The organism is Halomonas huangheensis, assembly GCF_001431725.1.
Taxonomy (GTDB): Bacteria; Pseudomonadota; Gammaproteobacteria; order Pseudomonadales; family Halomonadaceae; genus Halomonas; species Halomonas huangheensis.
The window spans coordinates 4,689,615-4,706,531 of the sequence record NZ_CP013106.1; the positions used below are offsets into that span (position 1 = coordinate 4,689,615).

General features: G+C 59.4%; 17 protein-coding genes. 8 read left to right on the forward strand and 9 right to left on the reverse strand.

The genetic code is table 11. The annotated features are described in order from the left end of the window. Nucleotides 1–160 precede the first annotated feature (160 nt). Together AR456_RS20420 and thpR are read left to right on the forward strand one after the other, a co-directional pair. On the forward strand, nt 161–550 hold the full coding sequence (locus AR456_RS20420) for a RidA family protein (RefSeq protein ID WP_021819459.1): 390 nt from the start codon (nt 161–163) through the stop codon (nt 548–550). 86 nt (nt 551–636) lie between these two features. Continuing rightward, nucleotides 637–1,152 carry an RNA 2',3'-cyclic phosphodiesterase gene (thpR, locus tag AR456_RS20425; protein WP_021819460.1) on the forward strand — a complete coding sequence of 172 codons (516 nt, stop codon included), beginning with the start codon at nt 637–639 and terminating at the stop codon, nt 1,150–1,152. A 124-nt stretch (nt 1,153–1,276) separates the two neighbouring features. Here the strand turns inward: thpR and AR456_RS20430 are convergent, their stop codons facing one another. Next, complete coding sequence (locus AR456_RS20430) at nt 1,277–2,152, reverse strand: SDR family oxidoreductase (RefSeq protein WP_021819461.1); 876 nt, start codon at nt 2,150–2,152, stop codon at nt 1,277–1,279. A 166-nt stretch (nt 2,153–2,318) separates the two neighbouring features. On the opposite strand from AR456_RS20430, the gene AR456_RS20435 reads away from it, so the two are divergent. Continuing rightward, nucleotides 2,319–3,242, forward strand: a complete 924-nt coding sequence (locus AR456_RS20435; RefSeq protein ID WP_021819462.1) for a hydrogen peroxide-inducible genes activator — start codon at nt 2,319–2,321, stop codon at nt 3,240–3,242. Beyond that, nucleotides 3,239–5,320 (forward strand): ATP-dependent DNA helicase RecG, encoded by a 2,082-nt coding sequence (gene recG, locus AR456_RS20440; RefSeq protein ID WP_021819463.1) that lies wholly within the window; start codon nt 3,239–3,241, stop codon nt 5,318–5,320. The genes AR456_RS20435 and recG overlap by 4 nt, the downstream gene beginning before the upstream one ends. 115 nt (nt 5,321–5,435) lie before the next feature. On the opposite strand, the gene AR456_RS20445 is transcribed toward recG, so the two are convergent. The 3 genes from AR456_RS20445 to AR456_RS20455 form a co-directional block, all read right to left on the reverse strand. Beyond that, a complete protein-coding gene (locus AR456_RS20445) occupies nt 5,436–5,795 on the reverse strand; it encodes a hypothetical protein (RefSeq protein WP_021819464.1) in 360 nt (119 codons plus the stop codon). 123 nt (nt 5,796–5,918) lie between these two features. Continuing rightward, on the reverse strand, nt 5,919–6,194 hold the full coding sequence (locus AR456_RS20450; RefSeq protein WP_021819465.1) for an HU family DNA-binding protein: 276 nt from the start codon (nt 6,192–6,194) through the stop codon (nt 5,919–5,921). Nucleotides 6,195–6,379: 185 nt separating this feature from the next. After that, nucleotides 6,380–7,540, reverse strand: a complete 1,161-nt coding sequence (locus AR456_RS20455; RefSeq protein ID WP_021819466.1) for an NAD(P)/FAD-dependent oxidoreductase — start codon at nt 7,538–7,540, stop codon at nt 6,380–6,382. Nucleotides 7,541–7,711: 171 nt separating this feature from the next. On the opposite strand from AR456_RS20455, the gene AR456_RS20460 reads away from it, so the two are divergent. From AR456_RS20460 to phoR, 4 genes are all read left to right on the forward strand, one after another. Beyond that, nucleotides 7,712–8,233: a chorismate--pyruvate lyase family protein gene (locus tag AR456_RS20460; protein ID WP_021819467.1), complete on the forward strand. Its 522-nt coding sequence runs from the start codon at nt 7,712–7,714 to the stop codon at nt 8,231–8,233. Nucleotides 8,234–8,338: 105 nt separating this feature from the next. Beyond that, complete coding sequence (gene ubiA, locus AR456_RS20465; protein ID WP_021819468.1) at nt 8,339–9,235, forward strand: 4-hydroxybenzoate octaprenyltransferase; 897 nt, start codon at nt 8,339–8,341, stop codon at nt 9,233–9,235. 197 nt (nt 9,236–9,432) lie between these two features. After that, the gene (phoB, locus tag AR456_RS20470; protein WP_021819469.1) at nt 9,433–10,122 is read left to right on the forward strand and encodes a phosphate regulon transcriptional regulator PhoB; all 690 of its coding nucleotides are present in this window, start codon (nt 9,433–9,435) and stop codon (nt 10,120–10,122) included. A gap of 9 nt (nt 10,123–10,131) precedes the next feature. Further along, a complete protein-coding gene (gene phoR / locus AR456_RS20475) occupies nt 10,132–11,478 on the forward strand; it encodes a phosphate regulon sensor histidine kinase PhoR (RefSeq protein ID WP_021819470.1) in 1,347 nt (448 codons plus the stop codon). Nucleotides 11,479–11,503: 25 nt separating this feature from the next. On the opposite strand, the gene cysZ is transcribed toward phoR, so the two are convergent. The 5 genes from cysZ to AR456_RS20500 form a co-directional block, all read right to left on the reverse strand. Continuing rightward, nucleotides 11,504–12,247, reverse strand: coding sequence for a sulfate transporter CysZ (gene cysZ, locus AR456_RS20480; protein ID WP_021819471.1), 744 nt, complete (start codon nt 12,245–12,247; stop codon nt 11,504–11,506). Between the two features lie 201 nt (nt 12,248–12,448). Then, nucleotides 12,449–13,192, reverse strand: coding sequence for a phosphate signaling complex protein PhoU (phoU, locus tag AR456_RS20485; protein ID WP_021819472.1), 744 nt, complete (start codon nt 13,190–13,192; stop codon nt 12,449–12,451). 22 nt (nt 13,193–13,214) lie between these two features. After that, nucleotides 13,215–13,988 (reverse strand): phosphate ABC transporter ATP-binding protein PstB, encoded by a 774-nt coding sequence (gene pstB, locus AR456_RS20490; RefSeq protein ID WP_021819473.1) that lies wholly within the window; start codon nt 13,986–13,988, stop codon nt 13,215–13,217. 73 nt (nt 13,989–14,061) lie between these two features. After that, entirely contained in the window at nt 14,062–15,663 is a 1,602-nt protein-coding gene (gene pstA, locus AR456_RS20495; protein ID WP_021819474.1) for a phosphate ABC transporter permease PstA, read from the reverse strand. After that, nucleotides 15,660–16,910 carry an ABC transporter permease subunit gene (locus AR456_RS20500; protein WP_035588603.1) on the reverse strand — a complete coding sequence of 417 codons (1,251 nt, stop codon included), beginning with the start codon at nt 16,908–16,910 and terminating at the stop codon, nt 15,660–15,662. The genes pstA and AR456_RS20500 overlap by 4 nt, the downstream gene beginning before the upstream one ends. Nucleotides 16,911–16,917: the final 7 nt, after the last annotated feature.

Sequence of the window (16,917 nt, forward strand, 5' to 3'; positions counted from 1 at the left end):
AAGACTGAGGGAATGCGGCCCTTGTGGCCGCTCCCATTCGCAGTGGCAATGACAACGCTGCAGTGACAATTGAACCCAGCCGTAGGCCATCGCAACCGCAATGGTCCGGTAACTGTTTTTTTGCTGTTCCTGCGAACGGCATGACTTAATGGAGGCCACAATGAGCAATAAAGCCGTCATCAACACCGACAAAGCCCCCGCCGCCATCGGTCCCTATTCCCAGGCGATCAAGGCCGGCAACACCGTCTACCTGTCCGGCCAGATTCCACTGGACCCGGCGAGCATGGAAGTCGTCTCAGAGGACTTTGAAGCCCAGGCCCGTCAGGTGTTCACCAACCTCAAGGCAGTCTGTGAGGAAGCAGCCGGTACTCTGCAGGATATCGTCAAACTCAACCTGTACCTGGTCGACCTCGACCAGTTCGCCATCGTCAACAAGGTGATGGAAGAGTACTTCGACAAACCGTATCCTGCCCGTGCTGCTGTGGGCGTACGCGCTCTGCCCAAGGGTGTACAGGTGGAAGCCGAAGCCGTGATGGTCATTGGCGACTGATTGAGCGCTGCATTGCATTGCGATGCGAGCTACGGGCACCTTATATGCTCGTAGCTTCTCGCCCGTAGCTCACCAGCTGCATGCCCATGCGCCTGTTTCTCGCTCTCTCACCACCCGATGACCTTCGCCAGCGCCTCGGTACGCTGGCGGACAGCCTGCATGACGAGTGCGGTGGACGGCGTGTGCCTGACGCCAACCTGCACCTAACGCTGGCGTTTCTGGGCGAACAGAGCGCGGAGCAAGCGCAGCAGCTCGAGGCCTGGCTACAGCAGATGCAGGTTGCCGCTGGTGATATCCGGCTGGATCACTGCGGCCACTTCCGTCGTCCCGGTATCGTGTGGATCGGTCCACGACACACGCCCAGCCCACTGAAATTACTGCATGCCGACGTATCGCATGCATTGAAGCACATGGGCATTGCGACGCATCCGTCCGAACATTTCCGCCCGCATGTCACTCTGCTGCGCAACGCCAACGCCCCGGTGACCACCATGCCAGTACAAACACTTCACTGGTCATACAATCAAATCCAACTCATTCAATCGACGCTGAACACCAGCGGCAGCCACTATCGTTGCCTGGCCTCGACGACAGTGCGGTAAGAGCGCTGGGCATTTTCCGCACGCACTGAACGAGCAACTGATGACAAGTCAGTTGCTTTCCCAATATCTCATCCAGCTTATCTGTGATGAAAAACCGCCGCGAAAAGCACGGCGGCACCCGCTATCAGGCGCGTTGCGGGCTGAGGAAGCCTCCTTCCTTGAGCACCTGAGCATAGCCTTCGCGGTAGGTCGGGTAACGGAAGCGATATCCGCTCTCGACCAACAGACTAGAGTCACAGCGTTTGCTCGCTCGTCGACGTAGAGGTGACTGGATGATGTCGGTGGATTCGACCTTGAGCTGTTTTGCCAGCCAGGTCATGACTTCATTGAGTGGTGCAGGCTCAGTGTCACTAGCCAGATAGATGGGAGCAATTTCCTCGCCCTTCAGAGCCCTGGTGATGAGATGAGCCATCGCTCCTGCGCAATCATCGCGATGGATACGATTGCTGTACATCGGCGGTGTAGCCGGCGCGATTCGTCCCTCACTGACCTGGCGGATAAGACGATCACGGCCCGGGCCATAGATGCCCGAGAAGCGCACCACAGTGCCGGGCAACGCATGATCGACCAGCGCCTGCTCTGCCTCACGCATCAACACTCCGGAGAAACCGGTGGATTGCGTGGCACTGTGCTCATCTACCACCTCGCCTTCCTGCTGAGCGTATACACTGGTGGAGGAGACGAAGAAGACATGCTTCGGCTGTTTCTTGCGCTCAGCCATTACCGACAGCACCTGTTTCAAGCCATCGGGATAGGCTGCGCGATAGGCAGCTTCCTCGAAGCGATCCGCAGTGACCGTATAAACTACGATATCCGCATCCGGTAACGTGGCCACGGCCTCTGCATCGTTCAGATCGATACTGATACCTTCGATACCGGTATCAGCGAGACGCTCGGCACGACGACGAACGCCAATCACCTTGTGTCCCAGCTCGATCAACTCGCGTCCCAGCGTAGTGCCAATATCACCGCAGCCGAGAATCAGTGTTGTTGTCTTCACCTTTACCTCGTCCCCTTGATATAAAATCCCTATCAGGTTCTGTGAAACGGTCGCCAAGGTAGGCGAATGCCGTGACCAGAACCGGGCTGAGCCGGAGCCTCATGCTCCGGATTCATGCCGCCGAGCAGCACAATCCCCAGACTCGAGGATGCCGCCAGGCGCCACCATGACTCTAACAGAACTCAGATACATCGTAACCTTGGCTCAGGAGCGCCATTTCGGGCGTGCCGCTGAACGCTGCTTCGTTTCACAGCCGACACTGTCCGTGGCGGTGAAGAAACTCGAGGAAGAACTCGAGGTAGCGCTGTTCGAGCGATCCAAGTCGACCGTGCAGGTCACGCCACTGGGCGAGAAGATCGTCGAGCAGGCGCAGCGGGTACTGGAACAGAGCAGTGCCATCAAGGAACTGGCCACTGCAGGGCGTGACCAGCTCATCAGCCCGCTGCGGATCGGCGCCATCTACACCATCGGCCCTTACCTGTTTCCGCAACTGGTTCCGGAACTGTTGCGTGCCGCGCCACAGATGCCGCTGTATATCGAGGAAGGTTTCACCGGAAATCTGCGGCGCAAGCTGCGCAACGGTGAGCTGGATGCCATTATTGTGGCGTTGCCGTTCACCGAAACGGACGTGGTCACCAAACGCCTCTATGACGAGGACTTCGAGGTTCTGATACCCACGGACCACCCCTGGGCCAAACGCAAGACGGTAACCAAGGAAGCCCTGCTGGATGAACGCCTGTTGCTGTTGGGTGAAGGGCACTGCTTCCGTGACCAGATCCTCGAGGCCTGTCCGGCGATTGGCCAGAAGCTGAACAATCCCGACAACACACTCACTGCAGAAGGAGGCTCGTTGGAGACAATTCGCTACATGGTCGCCTCTGGGCTGGGTATTACCGTGCTGCCCAAGTCAGCCCTGGGTACCCCTTACTACGACAGCGGTTTGTTGACCAGTCGTCCGTTCACGGATCCACCGGGACGCACCGTGGCTATCGCCTGGCGTGCCAGTTTTCCGCGACCCAAGGCGATTGATGCGGTGACCGATGCCATCGCTTCCTGTCGAGCAGGCGGGTTGGAAGTGGCAACTCCGTGAGTGAGCTGGACAGTTCCGTCACGACACTCAAGGGCGTCGGGGAGGCCCTGGCCCTGAAGCTGGCTCGATTGAAGATCGAGAATGTGGCAGATCTGCTGTTTCATCTGCCACTACGCTACCAGGATCGCACCCGTATCACGCCGATAGCGACCCTGCGTAGCGGCCACGAGGCAGTGGTCGAAGGCGAGGTGGCGGCCGCCGATGTGGTACGCGGCCGCCGGCGCAGCTTACTGGTACGCCTACGCGATGGCAGCGGCATTCTCAGCCTGCGCTTCTTCCATTTCTCTCCGGCCCAGCAACAGCAGTTTCGGGCCGGAGTCCGTGTACGCGCCTTTGGCGAAGCGCGTGCCGGGGCGACTGGACTGGAGATCTACCACCCGGAATATCGCTTGATCGGCGCCAATGAACCACCGGTGGAAGACCACCTGACTCCGATCTATCCCACCACGGAAGGCCTGCATCAGGCGCGTCTGCGTGCGCTGATCGATCAAGCCATGGTTATGCTCGAAGCGAACCCTGAGACACTGCCTGATGGCATTCCTGACGCATTGCGCCAGCGCTTTGACCTGCCGCCGCTGCGGGAATGTCTCTCTACCCTGCACCACCCACCTCCGGATAGTGATGCCGATGCCCTCAGCGAGGGTATGCATCCGGCGACTCGACGCCTGGCCATGGAGGAACTGCTCGCTCATCAGTTGAGCCTGCGCGAGGTGCGCCTGCGTATCCAGACCGATGGCGCGCCACAGTTGCCCAGTGGGCGTGGCTTGAAGACTCGCTTCCTCGCACAGCTCCCCTTCTCGTTGACTGCAGCCCAGCGCCGCGTGCTCGATGAGATCAGCCACGACCTGGCACGCCCGGCACCAATGCTGCGCCTGGTGCAGGGCGATGTCGGCTCGGGCAAGACTGTGGTGGCGGCCATGTCGGCACTGACGGCAATTGCCGGCGATTGCCAGGCCGCGATCATGGCTCCTACGGAGCTGCTCGCTGAGCAACACTACCGCTCTTTTCGCGACTGGTTTGCGCCACTCGATATCGAGGTGGCCTGGCTGTCGGGCAAACTCAAGGGCAAAGCACGTCTCGATACCAAGGCGGCGATCGCCGATGGTCGCGTGCGGATGATTGTCGGGACTCACGCCATCTTCCAGGATGACGTACATTTTCAGCGCCTGGGGCTGGCAATCATCGATGAACAGCATCGCTTCGGCGTTCACCAACGCCTCGCACTGCGCGAAAAGGGTGAAGCCGGTGGTCTGACGCCACATCAGTTGGTCATGACCGCTACCCCTATTCCCCGCACGCTGGCGATGAGCGCCTATGCAGACCTGGATGTGTCGGTCATCGATGAATTACCTCCGGGACGCACTCCGGTCACCACTGCCGTAGTCCCGGATGAACGCCGCCCGGATGTGATAAGCAGGATTCGCAACGCCTGCGCCGAAGGGCGCCAGGCATATTGGGTGTGCACGCTGATCGAGGAGTCGGAAACCCTGACTTGTCAGGCCGCAGAAGTGACCCGTGATGAACTGGTGGAAGCACTACCGGATCTGGCTATCGGCCTGGTTCACGGACGCATGAAAGCCAGTGACAAGGCGGAGGTCATGGATGCCTTCAAATCAGGAGAGCTGGATCTGCTGGTCGCCACTACCGTCATCGAAGTCGGGGTCGACGTGCCGAATGCCAGCCTGATGATCATCGAGAATCCCGAACGTCTGGGGTTATCACAGCTGCATCAGTTACGCGGACGGGTCGGGCGCGGCAGTACCGAAAGCTTCTGCGTACTGCTTTACCATCCTCCCCTGTCGGATACCTCCAGGCAGCGCCTGTCGGTCATGCGCGAAACCACCGACGGTTTCCGTATCGCAGAACGTGATCTACAGATTCGTGGCCCCGGTGAAGTACTCGGCACCCGCCAGACCGGCCTGGCACAGATGAAGATCGCCGATCTCGAACGCGACGCCGATCTATTACCGCGTATTACCCCACTGGCCGATGCTCTGCTGAATACTCAACCAGATGCCAGCAAGCTATTGATTCGACGTTGGTTGGGGGAGGAAGCCGGGCGTTATGGGCAGGTATGAGGAAGAGGGAAGAAACGAGAGGGAAGAAGTAAGAAGTGTGGTGCGCCTCAGTCTTCGCAGACAAGACCTGGGGGTTGGGGTTACTTACCTCTTACCCCTTCCTTCTTTCCTCTTGTCACCGCAAATGCTTGAACAACCGCTGTAGTCGATCCAGGTCCCGTGAATCGCCGACCACTCGCAGTGTCCCTTCCATCAGGGCGTTGCGAAAGGTGGTCGGGGTCGGGCGGCGCAGCACACTGACGGCGCTGGCGACATCCTGAAAACGTAGTTCCAGATCGAGGTCAACCGGCAAACCAGTCGCCGACTCGATACTCCGATGATTCATGCGGTAGTGACGTGCGATCGACAGATCCTCCGTGGCAATCCCCCAATCGAGGCCACCGATCTGTTCGAGCTGCTCACGAAAACGCGCCTTGCGGTTGCGTGCCCGCTTGAGCATCAGTGCAAGTAGCCACAGCATGAATTTGAGTGTCATGGTACCTCGTGATATCAGGCTTGGGTGAAGTACCCCATGAAGAGAAGTACACGGCCCGGGGCGCCGGGCCGTGTGCATCGCCTATCCAGTGGTGAAGCGGCGAGCGGGGAGCCTAATGGCGATTTACTTCGCAACAGCGTCCTTGAGTCCCTTGCCGGGACGGAAAGCGACCGTCTTGCTCGCCGGGATATTCAGCGGCTTTCCGGTCTGAGGGTTTTTACCGGTGCGGGCAGCACGCTCGCGCACAGTGAAAGTACCGAAACCGATCAGCGCGACATCATCGCCCTGGGAAACACTACCGGTGATCTCGTCGAGGATGACATTGAGCACCTGACTGGCCTTGTCCTTGGAAAGATCGGCACGCTCGGCAATCGCCGCGGCGAGTTCTGGCTTGCGCATAAAGCCCTCCTGAGTTTGGCTTGCCACCGGTGAGATGACACCGGTGTCATTGTTATACCTACAAATACGGATACATATCCACTTTCTGTCGCACTCCCTCAGCCAAGCCAGGGAAACAGCTACGACACAAAGATGGCACCTCAACGGAGCATCGAAAATCAGATCCATCCGCCCCGTTGACCAATCTAGCCTAGCAACGGCGGTGCCGCCCGCGCCAGTTCGACTTTCCGACGAACGCAGCTACCGGTCAACGCAAAGCCCTGCAATTGTCCAAGTTCATCCTCTGCCAACGCCGTCATATCCTCACCATCAGCCTCGATACGCCAGGTCACTCGGTCGTGGGCCGGAGGCAGAGAGACCACGGGCAATAACGGGGTTTTGACCAGCACTGGCCAGGCACCATAACCGACTTCTGTCGGCTTGCCATCAAGCGTTGCAGCCAGTGCCCTGATGGCTGCCTGCAGGGGTTGGACGTACATGGCATTGATACCGTCGACACAAGCCACATCCCCCAGCGCATGCACATGGGCCTCGCTAGTGGTCAGCCGACGATTGACCTTGACGCCATCTTCGCCAACCTCGAGCCCCGCCGCCACAGCCAGCTCGGTGCGCGGCTGCAATCCGGTTGCTACCAGCACCAGATCGGATTGCAGTTGTTGGCCGTCATTCAGTATCAAGGTGGCTTGAGCGCCCTGCTGGTCCACCCTGGTCACCAGACGCTGATAATGGACATCAATACCTGAGGCAACAAAGACACGGCCCAGCGCCAGCCCCAGTGGCTCTGGCAACAAACGTGGCAGAAGCGCCTGCTCGGGGCCCACCAGCGTCACCTGATGTCCACCGGCCTGCAGATCATTGGCGAATTCACAGCCAACCAGCCCCAGCCCGACAATCGCGACCCTCGCCGGACGCCCCAGTGACTCCAGAGCGGCATGGAACCCTCGGTAATCATCGAGATCATTGATGGAAAATACTCGATTAGCCAGTGATGAGCCGATCGCAAACGGTGGACGTGGAACAGCACCGGTTGCCAGCACCAGGTCCGACCACGGCAGACGCTCCTCTCCAATCACCAGTTGCTGCGCCTTGGTATCAATGGCATCGACCCTGGTTCTGGTGCGAACCACCGCGCCGAGCTGATCTGCTACCTCAAGCGCCGAGCGCATGGCCAGACGCTGTGGCGGCATACGCTTGGCAAAGCCAGTGGACAGCAGCGGCTTGGAGTAGTCGTCACCGGAATCGGCGGTTATCAGGGTGATGGGGCGGTCATTGCCCAGAGCACGCAGTTGGCGGGCAAGGCCGATTCCCGCCATGCCAGTGCCAATGATCGTCAGGGGTGCTTGCATCTTGCTTCCTCAGGTCCTTGCAGGCTTACGGAGGCCATCGGGGGCCAATCCCGTCTATGCCACATGGTACACTACCGCCCCCCAGCGGTTTACGACGGCGACAGGGGTTCGAGCTGGCGTGGGGTTTGAACTGGCATGAATGTTGAGCAGACATGATATTTGGAAAGCGCGATGACACAGGATCCTCGATGGCAGCCGCTGGCGACTGCACGGCCGAAGATGAGCCAGAGCTGGTGGCAATGGATCTCCTCTCGTGACTCCTTGACCCAACGCCTGGTACAGGCCGCAGGAGAGCGCCGCTTCAATGTCCGCCTGCTCGATGAACGCAGTGGTCAACCCTACCACGACGAAGCCGCCGCACTCGGCCTGATGGACGGGCGCCGTGCCTGGCTACGTGAAGTCGCGTTGTGCGTCGATGACCAACCTTGGGTGGTGGCGCGTTCGGTCGCCCCTTTGGTTCCACGTCGTTCAGCACCTTTTGCCGGGCTCGGAGAAACCTCACTGGGCAGTTGGCTGTTTCGCCAGCCAGATCTCGAGCGTGGTCCCATCGAAGTCAGTCAGTCACCGCGCCCGATCCATGGTGAGAGCGGGATCTGGCAACGCCGCTCAGTCTTTCGCCATGATGGTTGGGCGTTGCTGGTTCAGGAAGCCTTTCTGCCACAGATGTGCCGCGATCTGTCACTGACGCCCTGAGCCTTACAGCGGTACTGGTCAACCCCGGCTGGCCGCGATAGGCTGACCCCATTTCCGATCAGGCCGCATCGACAGCAACGCGGCAGCCAACCACGAGATAGCCAGATGGATCGATCCCTGCTGCGCCCACAAGGCCTGCTGACGCGCCTCCCCGATTTTCTCGCCCTGATGCGCCTCGACCGCCCTATCGGCACCTGGCTGCTGATGTGGCCAACGCTATGGGCGTTGTGGGTCGCATCGCAGGGCATCCCGGAACGCAGCACGCTGCTGATCTTCGTGCTCGGTGTCTATCTGATGCGTGCCGCCGGCTGCGTGATCAACGACTACGCGGATCGTCATTTCGACGGTCACGTCAAACGCACCCGCAACCGGCCGCTGGCGACTGGCCGTATCAGCGAGACCGAAGCCAAGGTGCTGTTTGCGTTGCTGATTACTGCGGCTTTCGTGCTGGTCTGGTTCACCAACGGCTTTACCGTCTGGCTGTCATTGATCGGCGCGGCGCTGGCCGCCTGCTACCCCTTCATGAAGCGCTATACCAACCTCCCCCAGGTCGTACTGGGCGCGGCCTTTTCCTGGGCAATTCCCATGGCCTTCGGTGCAGTACTGGGCGAGGTGCCCAAGGTCGCCTGGTTGCTGTTTATCGCCAATGTGCTGTGGACGGTGGCCTACGATACCCAATACGCCATGGTCGATCGTGATGATGACCTGCGCGTCGGCATCAAGTCGACGGCAGTACTGTTCGGGCGCTTCGATTGCCTGATCATCGGGCTGCTGCAGCTGGCCACATTGGTATTGCTGATCTGGGTCGGTGCCCTTCTCCAACTGGGCGGTTTCTACTGGTTGGGCCTGGCCTCCATGGCCGCGACCTTCCTCCACCAGCAACGCCTTATTCGTGATCGCGACCGCGACCGCTGCTTTCAGGCATTTCTCAACAATCACTGGTCGGGCCTGCTACTGTTCGCGGGGCTGGGATTGAGCCTGTACCCCAGCATCACTCCTTGAGTAACTTTCAGTCACTGAACGGCACCAATTCAGCTTCCGGCAGCATATTTTTCGGCATGCCATATTCATGTTTCTGCACAAGCTGTAACCAAAACGTCATAATTAAATGCTGTCATCATCAGCGTAGTATCTTGTGCTCCTGAGCACTGTCCATGCCCCAGAGCAGTATTTACGCCCCTGATTCATGAGGCCCCGGGATGACCGCCAAGACCGTTCTGATCGTCGACGATGAAGCGCCTATCCGTGAGATGATCGCTGTGGCGTTGGAAATGGCCGATTACCGCGTACTCGAGGCCGACAACGCCCAATCCGCGCATGCGATTATCGTCGACCACCAACCCGACCTGGTGCTGCTCGACTGGATGATGCCTGGTACCAGCGGTATTGAACTGGCTCGTCGTCTCAAGCGCGAGGAAACTACCGCAGAATTGCCGATTATCATGCTCACCGCCAAGGGTGAGGAAGACAACAAGATCCAGGGGCTCGAAGCCGGCGCCGATGATTACATCACCAAGCCGTTCTCACCGCGAGAACTGGTCGCCCGCCTCAAGGCAGTACTGCGCCGTGCGACGCCACGAGGCATCGAGGACCCCGTTGAAGTTGAGGGTTTGATGCTCGACCCGGTCAGCCATCGCGTCAGCGTAGAAGGTCGGTCACTGGAAATGGGTCCGACCGAGTATCGCCTGCTACAGTTCTTCATGACCCATCAGGAACGTGCCTACACCCGTGGCCAACTGCTCGATCAGGTGTGGGGTGGCAATGTCTATGTGGAGGAGCGCACCGTGGATGTTCATATCCGCCGCCTGCGCAAGGCACTCGGTGAGCCGCATCAGCAATTGATTCAGACGGTCCGCGGCACCGGCTACCGCTTCTCCGCCAAGGTGTAAGGGCCATTAGTGGGACTTCTCTGGAGACGCGAGCTGTGGCGACTGACTGCACTGGTTACGATTGGTGCGCTGCTCGGCTGGCCTTTTTCCCTTGCCGCCTGGGGCATCATCATCGGCCTCGGCCTGATACTGGCCTACCATCTGCGTCAGCTACACGCCCTCTATGACTGGCTGACCCACCGTCCTCAGCAGGAACCCCCCGCTGCCACCGGCATCTGGGGTGAGTTGTTCGATCGTCTATACCGCTACCAGAAAGGCCAACGCATCACCCAGCGTCGCCTACGCTCGACGCTGCAGCGTATCCAGGAATCGTCTGAAGCCATGCGCGACAGCGTGGTGATGCTCGACCGCCATGGTGACCTCGAGTGGTGGAACAGCGCCGCCGAACGCATGCTCGGGCTCAAACCAGCCCAGGATCGCGGCCAGCACATCACCAACCTGCTGCGTGATCCGCGCTTCGTCGGTTACCTCAACAAACGAGACTATCGCGAACCGCTGTCGCTGCCGTCGCCCATCGACGAGAACATGATGCTGCAGTTCCAGATCACCCTGTATGGTGACGACGAACGGCTGCTCATGGCACGCGACATCACTCGTCTCCACCGCCTCGAACAGATGCGCCGTGACTTCGTGGCCAACGTCTCGCACGAATTGCGCACGCCTCTGACCGTACTGACTGGCTACCTGGAAACCTACAGCGACATGGCGGAGATGCTTCCAGCACGCCTGGCGCGGAGCATCGATCAGATGCAGGGACAGACCCGGCGCATGCAGAACCTGGTCAATGACCTGCTGCTGCTGTCACGGTTGGAAAATGACCAGGGCGGCAATGACCATGTCCGTCTCGACCCGCGCAGTCTATTGCAGGCCGTGGAACGCGATGCCAACGCGCTATCCAATGACCGCCAGCGAATCGAGATCAGTGTCGATGACCCCCATGCGCTCTGGGGTAGCGAAAAGGAAGTCCACAGCGCGCTGTCCAACCTCGCCTTCAATGCGGTGCGCTATGCCGGAGACGGTGCGCACATTCAGCTGCGCTGGCGTTCCTGCCCGGGAGGTGCCTGCTTCGAGGTCGAGGATAATGGCGAGGGCATCGATCCACGCCACATCCCACGCCTCACCGAACGCTTCTACCGTGTCGACAAGGGACGCAGCACCGCTACCGGTGGGACCGGCCTTGGCCTCGCCATCGTCAAGCACGTGCTGCTGCGCCACAATGCTCACCTCGAGATCAGCTCACAGCCTGGTCAGGGCGCGACCTTCCGCTGTATCTTTCCTACCCAGCGGCTGGTTGATATTGCCGCCAATGACGAGCCCGGCGCAGCGCAGTGCAGCCAGGCACAGACACCAGAGTAGCGCAGGATACTGGCTACCCCTTGTCTCAACGTCCGCTGCTGCCATCGGTCACCGCTGGTAGCTGTCGATAGTGTTGATCCCACATCAGGACCGCTCCCGCCACAGCACCCGGCAGCAGGAACAGGTTCGCCAACGGAATCCAGGTCACCAGCGTCACCAACCCGCCAAAGCTGAGACTCGGCCACCAGCGAGCCGACAGGCGCTTGCGCATATCCCGGAAACTGACCTTGTTGTTGTCCATCGGATAGTCGAGGTAAGTGATGGACATGGTCCAAGCGGTGAACAGCACCCAGAGCAGCGGCGCAATCAGGTTCAACACCGGAATCCAGCTGATGATGAACAACGCAATCATGCGCGGCAGGATATACGCCAGCTTGACCATTTCCCGGCCCAGCGCGTCGACACCGGTCTTCAGCCAGCCACGATCATCGAGCGGCTCCCTGCCGGTCAGCTCGACTTCGGCCCGTGCCGCCAGAAAACCGTAGAAGGGCGCGGCGATCAAATGCGTCACAAGGGTGAAGGAAAAAAAGACGATCAGCACCAGACTGACCACGAACAACGGCCAGATCAGCCACTCGAGCCAGCTCAACCAACCGGGGACCATCGCCATCCAGCTGGCTAGCCAGCCACCAAACTCGCTCAGCACATAGCTGAACATCGAAACATAGACCACCAGATTAACCAGAATCGGCAGAAACACGTAACGCCGCAAACCGCGACTGTAGACCAGACGAGTGCCACGTCTCATGGCATCCATAGCATTCAACATTTCATACATCCTTGGCAGTGACCGGCCTTCCAGCCCCTGAAACTGATTTCGACCTCCTGAAACGAGAACGGGCCATCGCCGATTGCGATAGCCCGAAGAGGACAGCGGCATATTGCCATCCCGCCAGGAGCGGCTCTATTGAGGCCGCTTATGTCTCGGAGGTCAAGACTCGATACACGCCTACCAGTTGCCCGACCACGCTTATTGCTTTCTCGCCGGGCCAGGCCCGGTGATGGCATCATGATCAAGATCATCGGGGTCGGTATGGCGGATATCCAGCCCCTTGACCAGGTAGATGACATATTCGGCCAGGTTGTTGGCGTGGTCGCCGATCCGCTCGAGAGCGCGCAGGATCCACATCACACCCAGCACCGGAGAAATCGAGCGAGCATCTTCCATCATGAATGTCATCAAGGCACGCATGGCGCTCTGATATTCGCTATCGACGCGATCGTCTTCCTGGACGACTTCCATCGCCAGTTCAGTGTCGAAACGTGCAAAGGATGTCAGTGCATCACGCACCATACGCCGCACATGCTCACTGATGTTGCGGACTTCCACGAAGCCTCTGGAACCATTATTGCTGCCGATGAGTTCGATGGCATTACGCGCGATCTTGCTGGCTTCATCGCCGATCCTTTCTAGATCGGAGGCCGCACGAATCACCGCCAGCACCAGACGCAGATCCGAAGCCGCCGGCTGGCGACGCGCCAGTACACGGGTACACTCATCATCGATCTTGATCTGCATGTCATTGACCGCACGATCATTGTCGACCACACGCTCGGCCAGCGTCGAGTCACCATCGAGCAGTGCGCTGACCGCGTCCTGCACCTGCTTCTCGACCAGTCCACCCATGGCCATCAGGTGGGTCTTGAGCTCCTCGAGTTCATGGTTGAACTGACGAGAAATGTGCTGGCTGTGGGTATCGCTGGTGATATCCATAGGTCTCTCCTGTCGGACTCGGTCAACTGACCATTCGCCCGGTAATATAATTCTCGGTGCGCCGCAGACGGGGATGGGTGAACAGGGTATCCGTCGAGCCATACTCCACCAGTTCGCCGTTATGCAGAAACGCTGTGTAATCCGACACCCGCGCCGCCTGTTGCATGTTGTGGGTCACCAGCACCAGAGTGAGATGCGACTTCAGGTTGCCGATCAACTCCTCGATCTTCAGTGTCGAGATGGGGTCCAGCGCCGAGGCTGGCTCATCGAGTAACAACACTTCCGGCTCAACGGCCAGGGTACGGGCAATCACCAGGCGCTGTTGCTGGCCCCCCGACAGGGACCATGCCGACGCGCGCAGGCGCCCCTTCACTTCCTCCCACAGCGCCGCCGATTTCAGCGCCCACTCGACGACATCGTCGATACGCCGTTTACTCAATCCTCCCTGCAAGCGCAGGCCAAAAGCCACATTGTCGTAGATCGACATCGGAAACGGGTTGGGTGTCTGAAATACCATGCCGACCCGCCGCCTGAGTTCCGCTACCTCAACCCGAGGATCATGAATGTCATGTCCTTCCAGATGAATGGAACCCTGCCGCGTCACGCTCTCGTCCAGATCATGCAGGCGGTTGAGAGCACGCAGCAGAGTGGATTTTCCGCATCCCGAGGGGCCGATGAAGGCAGTCACTCGATGACGTGGAATACGCAGCGTCAAGTCTCTGAGCGCCGGCTTGCCATCATAGGCGAGCGTCAGCCCTTCGATATCAAGGCTTGTCTCGGTGGAGGGAAAATCCATGATCGCCCTATTCCGAGTGCTCTGAACACTGCCATCCTTCGGCTTACGATTGACGGACATCAACTCCCCAGCCTCATTGACGCGCGAACGCGCCATGACGCGTGCGCAAATAGTGACGCAAGAATATTGCAGTAAGGTTAAGCACCAGAATCACCAGTACCAACAATAGCGCTGTGGCATAGATCAAAGGCAAGGCCGCCTGCACATCACTGGAATGGAAGGCCGAATCGTAGATCTGGTAGCCAAGGTGCATGAACTTGCGTTCGAGGTGCAGCCAGGGGAACTCTCCATCCACCGGCACCTGAGGAGCCAGCTTGGCCACCCCAACCAACATCAAGGGAGCAACTTCTCCGGCGGCACGCGCAACCGCCAGAATCATCCCGGTCAGCATCGCCGGCATTGCCATCGGCAGCACCACACGAGTCAGCATTTCAAGGTGGGTGGCCCCCAACGCCAATGCACCTTCCCGCTGATGCATGGGAATTCTCGCCAGTCCTTCCTCGGTGGCGACGATGACCACTGGCAAGGTCAGTAGCGCCAGTGTCAGCGAGGCCCACAGTAATCCTCCTGTGCCGAAGGTCGGCGATGGCAGCGTATCGGCGAAGAACCATTCATCCAGTTGTCCGCCGATGCCATAGACAAAGACACCAAGCCCGAAGACGCCATAGACAATCGAAGGCACGCCCGCGAGATTGCGGACACCGATCCGCACCAGCCGGGTCAACCGTCCCTGATGGGCAACTTCATTGAGGTAGACCGCAGCCAGTACACCGAAGGGGGTGACCAGGATCGACATCAGGATCACCATCAGCACCGTGCCGAAAATCGCTGGCCATACGCCTCCCGCCGTATTGGCTGCGCGGGGTCCCTCTGCGAGAAACTGCCATACCCCACGGGCCCAGTGACCCACTTTCTGGAAAAAATTCATGCTATTGGGCTGAAAGATGGCATCCACTTCGTCAAGTGGTTGTTCGAGGCGCCAACCCTCAGCGGTCTCGAGAATCAGCGTGGTACCGCCCATCGATGCTTGCAGATCATGCGCCTGTTGTTGGAGCTCACTGAGACGCTGATGAAGCTGAATGTCTTCACCATTGCCTTCCAGTTGACGAATCAACGGCAGAATTCGAGTGTTCTCCAGCACGTCACGCTGATCACGCAACTTCCTGATTTCGGAAAGGTTCTTGTCAATCTGTTGCCAAGCCGCGTCACCATCGAAACGTTTGCCAGCCACATTGACCGCCACCAGGTGGCCAAGAAAATCACTCCAGCTCATCCGCTTGAGGTGCACAATATCGGCTGGGGTGGTGTCCTGCTCTATGTCTTCTACATCTACCCAGCGCCAGATGCCACCGGAGACATCACGGTTGGCAGTAAAGTAACGGCGCTCCTCTTTACCCTCTCGACTGCTACCCGCTTCGCTGCTACCTGCGTCCGGAATTTGCCGAGTTTCCACCGGCACGCCGATGACCTGACTACCATCCGCCAGGCCAAGTCGATGCACTTCGGAGGGCCAGAAGTTGGCCAGACCGCGGCTCATCAACAACACCAGCAATGCACCCAGCATCAGCAGCGACAGTGCCACGGCCATCGCGCACCACCATGCCCAGGGCCCTTCACCGCTGCGCCAGCGTCCCGTCTGTGCCGATTCGACGGCAGTATGTCCGGGAATTTTCATGGGTCACTCCGCACAATACGGAAGCGCCGCCTCAGGCGGGTACGCACCAACTCGGCCAGCGTATTGACGAGGAAGGTAAACAGGAACAATGCCAGAGCAGCGAGCAACAACAAGCGATAGTGGGTGCCACCGGGGCCGGCCTCGGGCAGTTCAATGGCAATGCTGGATGCCAGCGAACGCAATCCATCCAGCGGGTTGGCGCTCATCAGTGCGGTGTTACCACTGGCCATCAGCACAATCATGGTTTCGCCCACAGCGCGCCCGGCACCGATCATCATCGCCGAGAAGATTCCCGGCCAGGCCACTGGCAACACCACTCTGGTTAGCGTCTGCCAACGAGTGGCGCCCATTGCCTGTGCGCCGTCCGAGAGACCGCGCGGCACATCCACCAACGCATCCTCGGCCAGCGCATAGATACCCGGCATGACCGCGAAGCCCATCGCCAGACCGAGGATCAGTGCATTACGTGCTTCGACGTCCCAACCCAGCCAGGTTTCAATCCACAACCTGAGATCCCCGCCAAACCACCAATCCTCAAACAGCGGCGCCAACCAGTGGGCAAGCCATACCAGCAACAGCAGCCATGGAATCAGCCACAATGATGCCCAGCGCAGCGACAATGCCAATCGCCAGCCGCCAGGTAAGCAGCGGCGCGCTCCGGCAAGGCATAACACACCAAGCGGCAGCAACAGTACCGTCATCAATGCCATCGCCAGATGTAGCTCCACCCAGGGCCCAAGCACCAGACCCGCAATGAAACCCAGTACCACACTGGGCATGGCTTCCATGAGTTCAAGCGTTGGCTTGATACGTGTTCGCAGATGGCGAGACATGTAAAGGCTGGAATGAATCGCTGCGCCCAGTGCCAATGGTACCGCGAGCACCAATGCCCATGCCGCGGCTTCCAGGGTTCCCCATGCCAGCGGCACCAGACTGACGTATGGGGTCCCACTTTCTTCGAGACGATAGGGCAGCCAGCGATATTCGAGATTGTCACCGTAGGGTTGCGGCTGCCACAACATGGAGAGAGTCAGCCTGGGTGCCGTTTCCGACGGAAGGTCATCGGAAGGAAAGAATAGCGGAATGACCTCCACTGCGAGGAAAACGCCAATCGCCAATACCGCCATCAACACGCCAATCCCACCGGCGGTGATCAGAGCCCTGGCCAGCCGATCGCGCCGCTGGCGATAGCGGTGCAAATGTAGCGGACTCTTCGCGGAAGAGTCAGGCGTGGGCGCGTCAGGCATGGGAAAT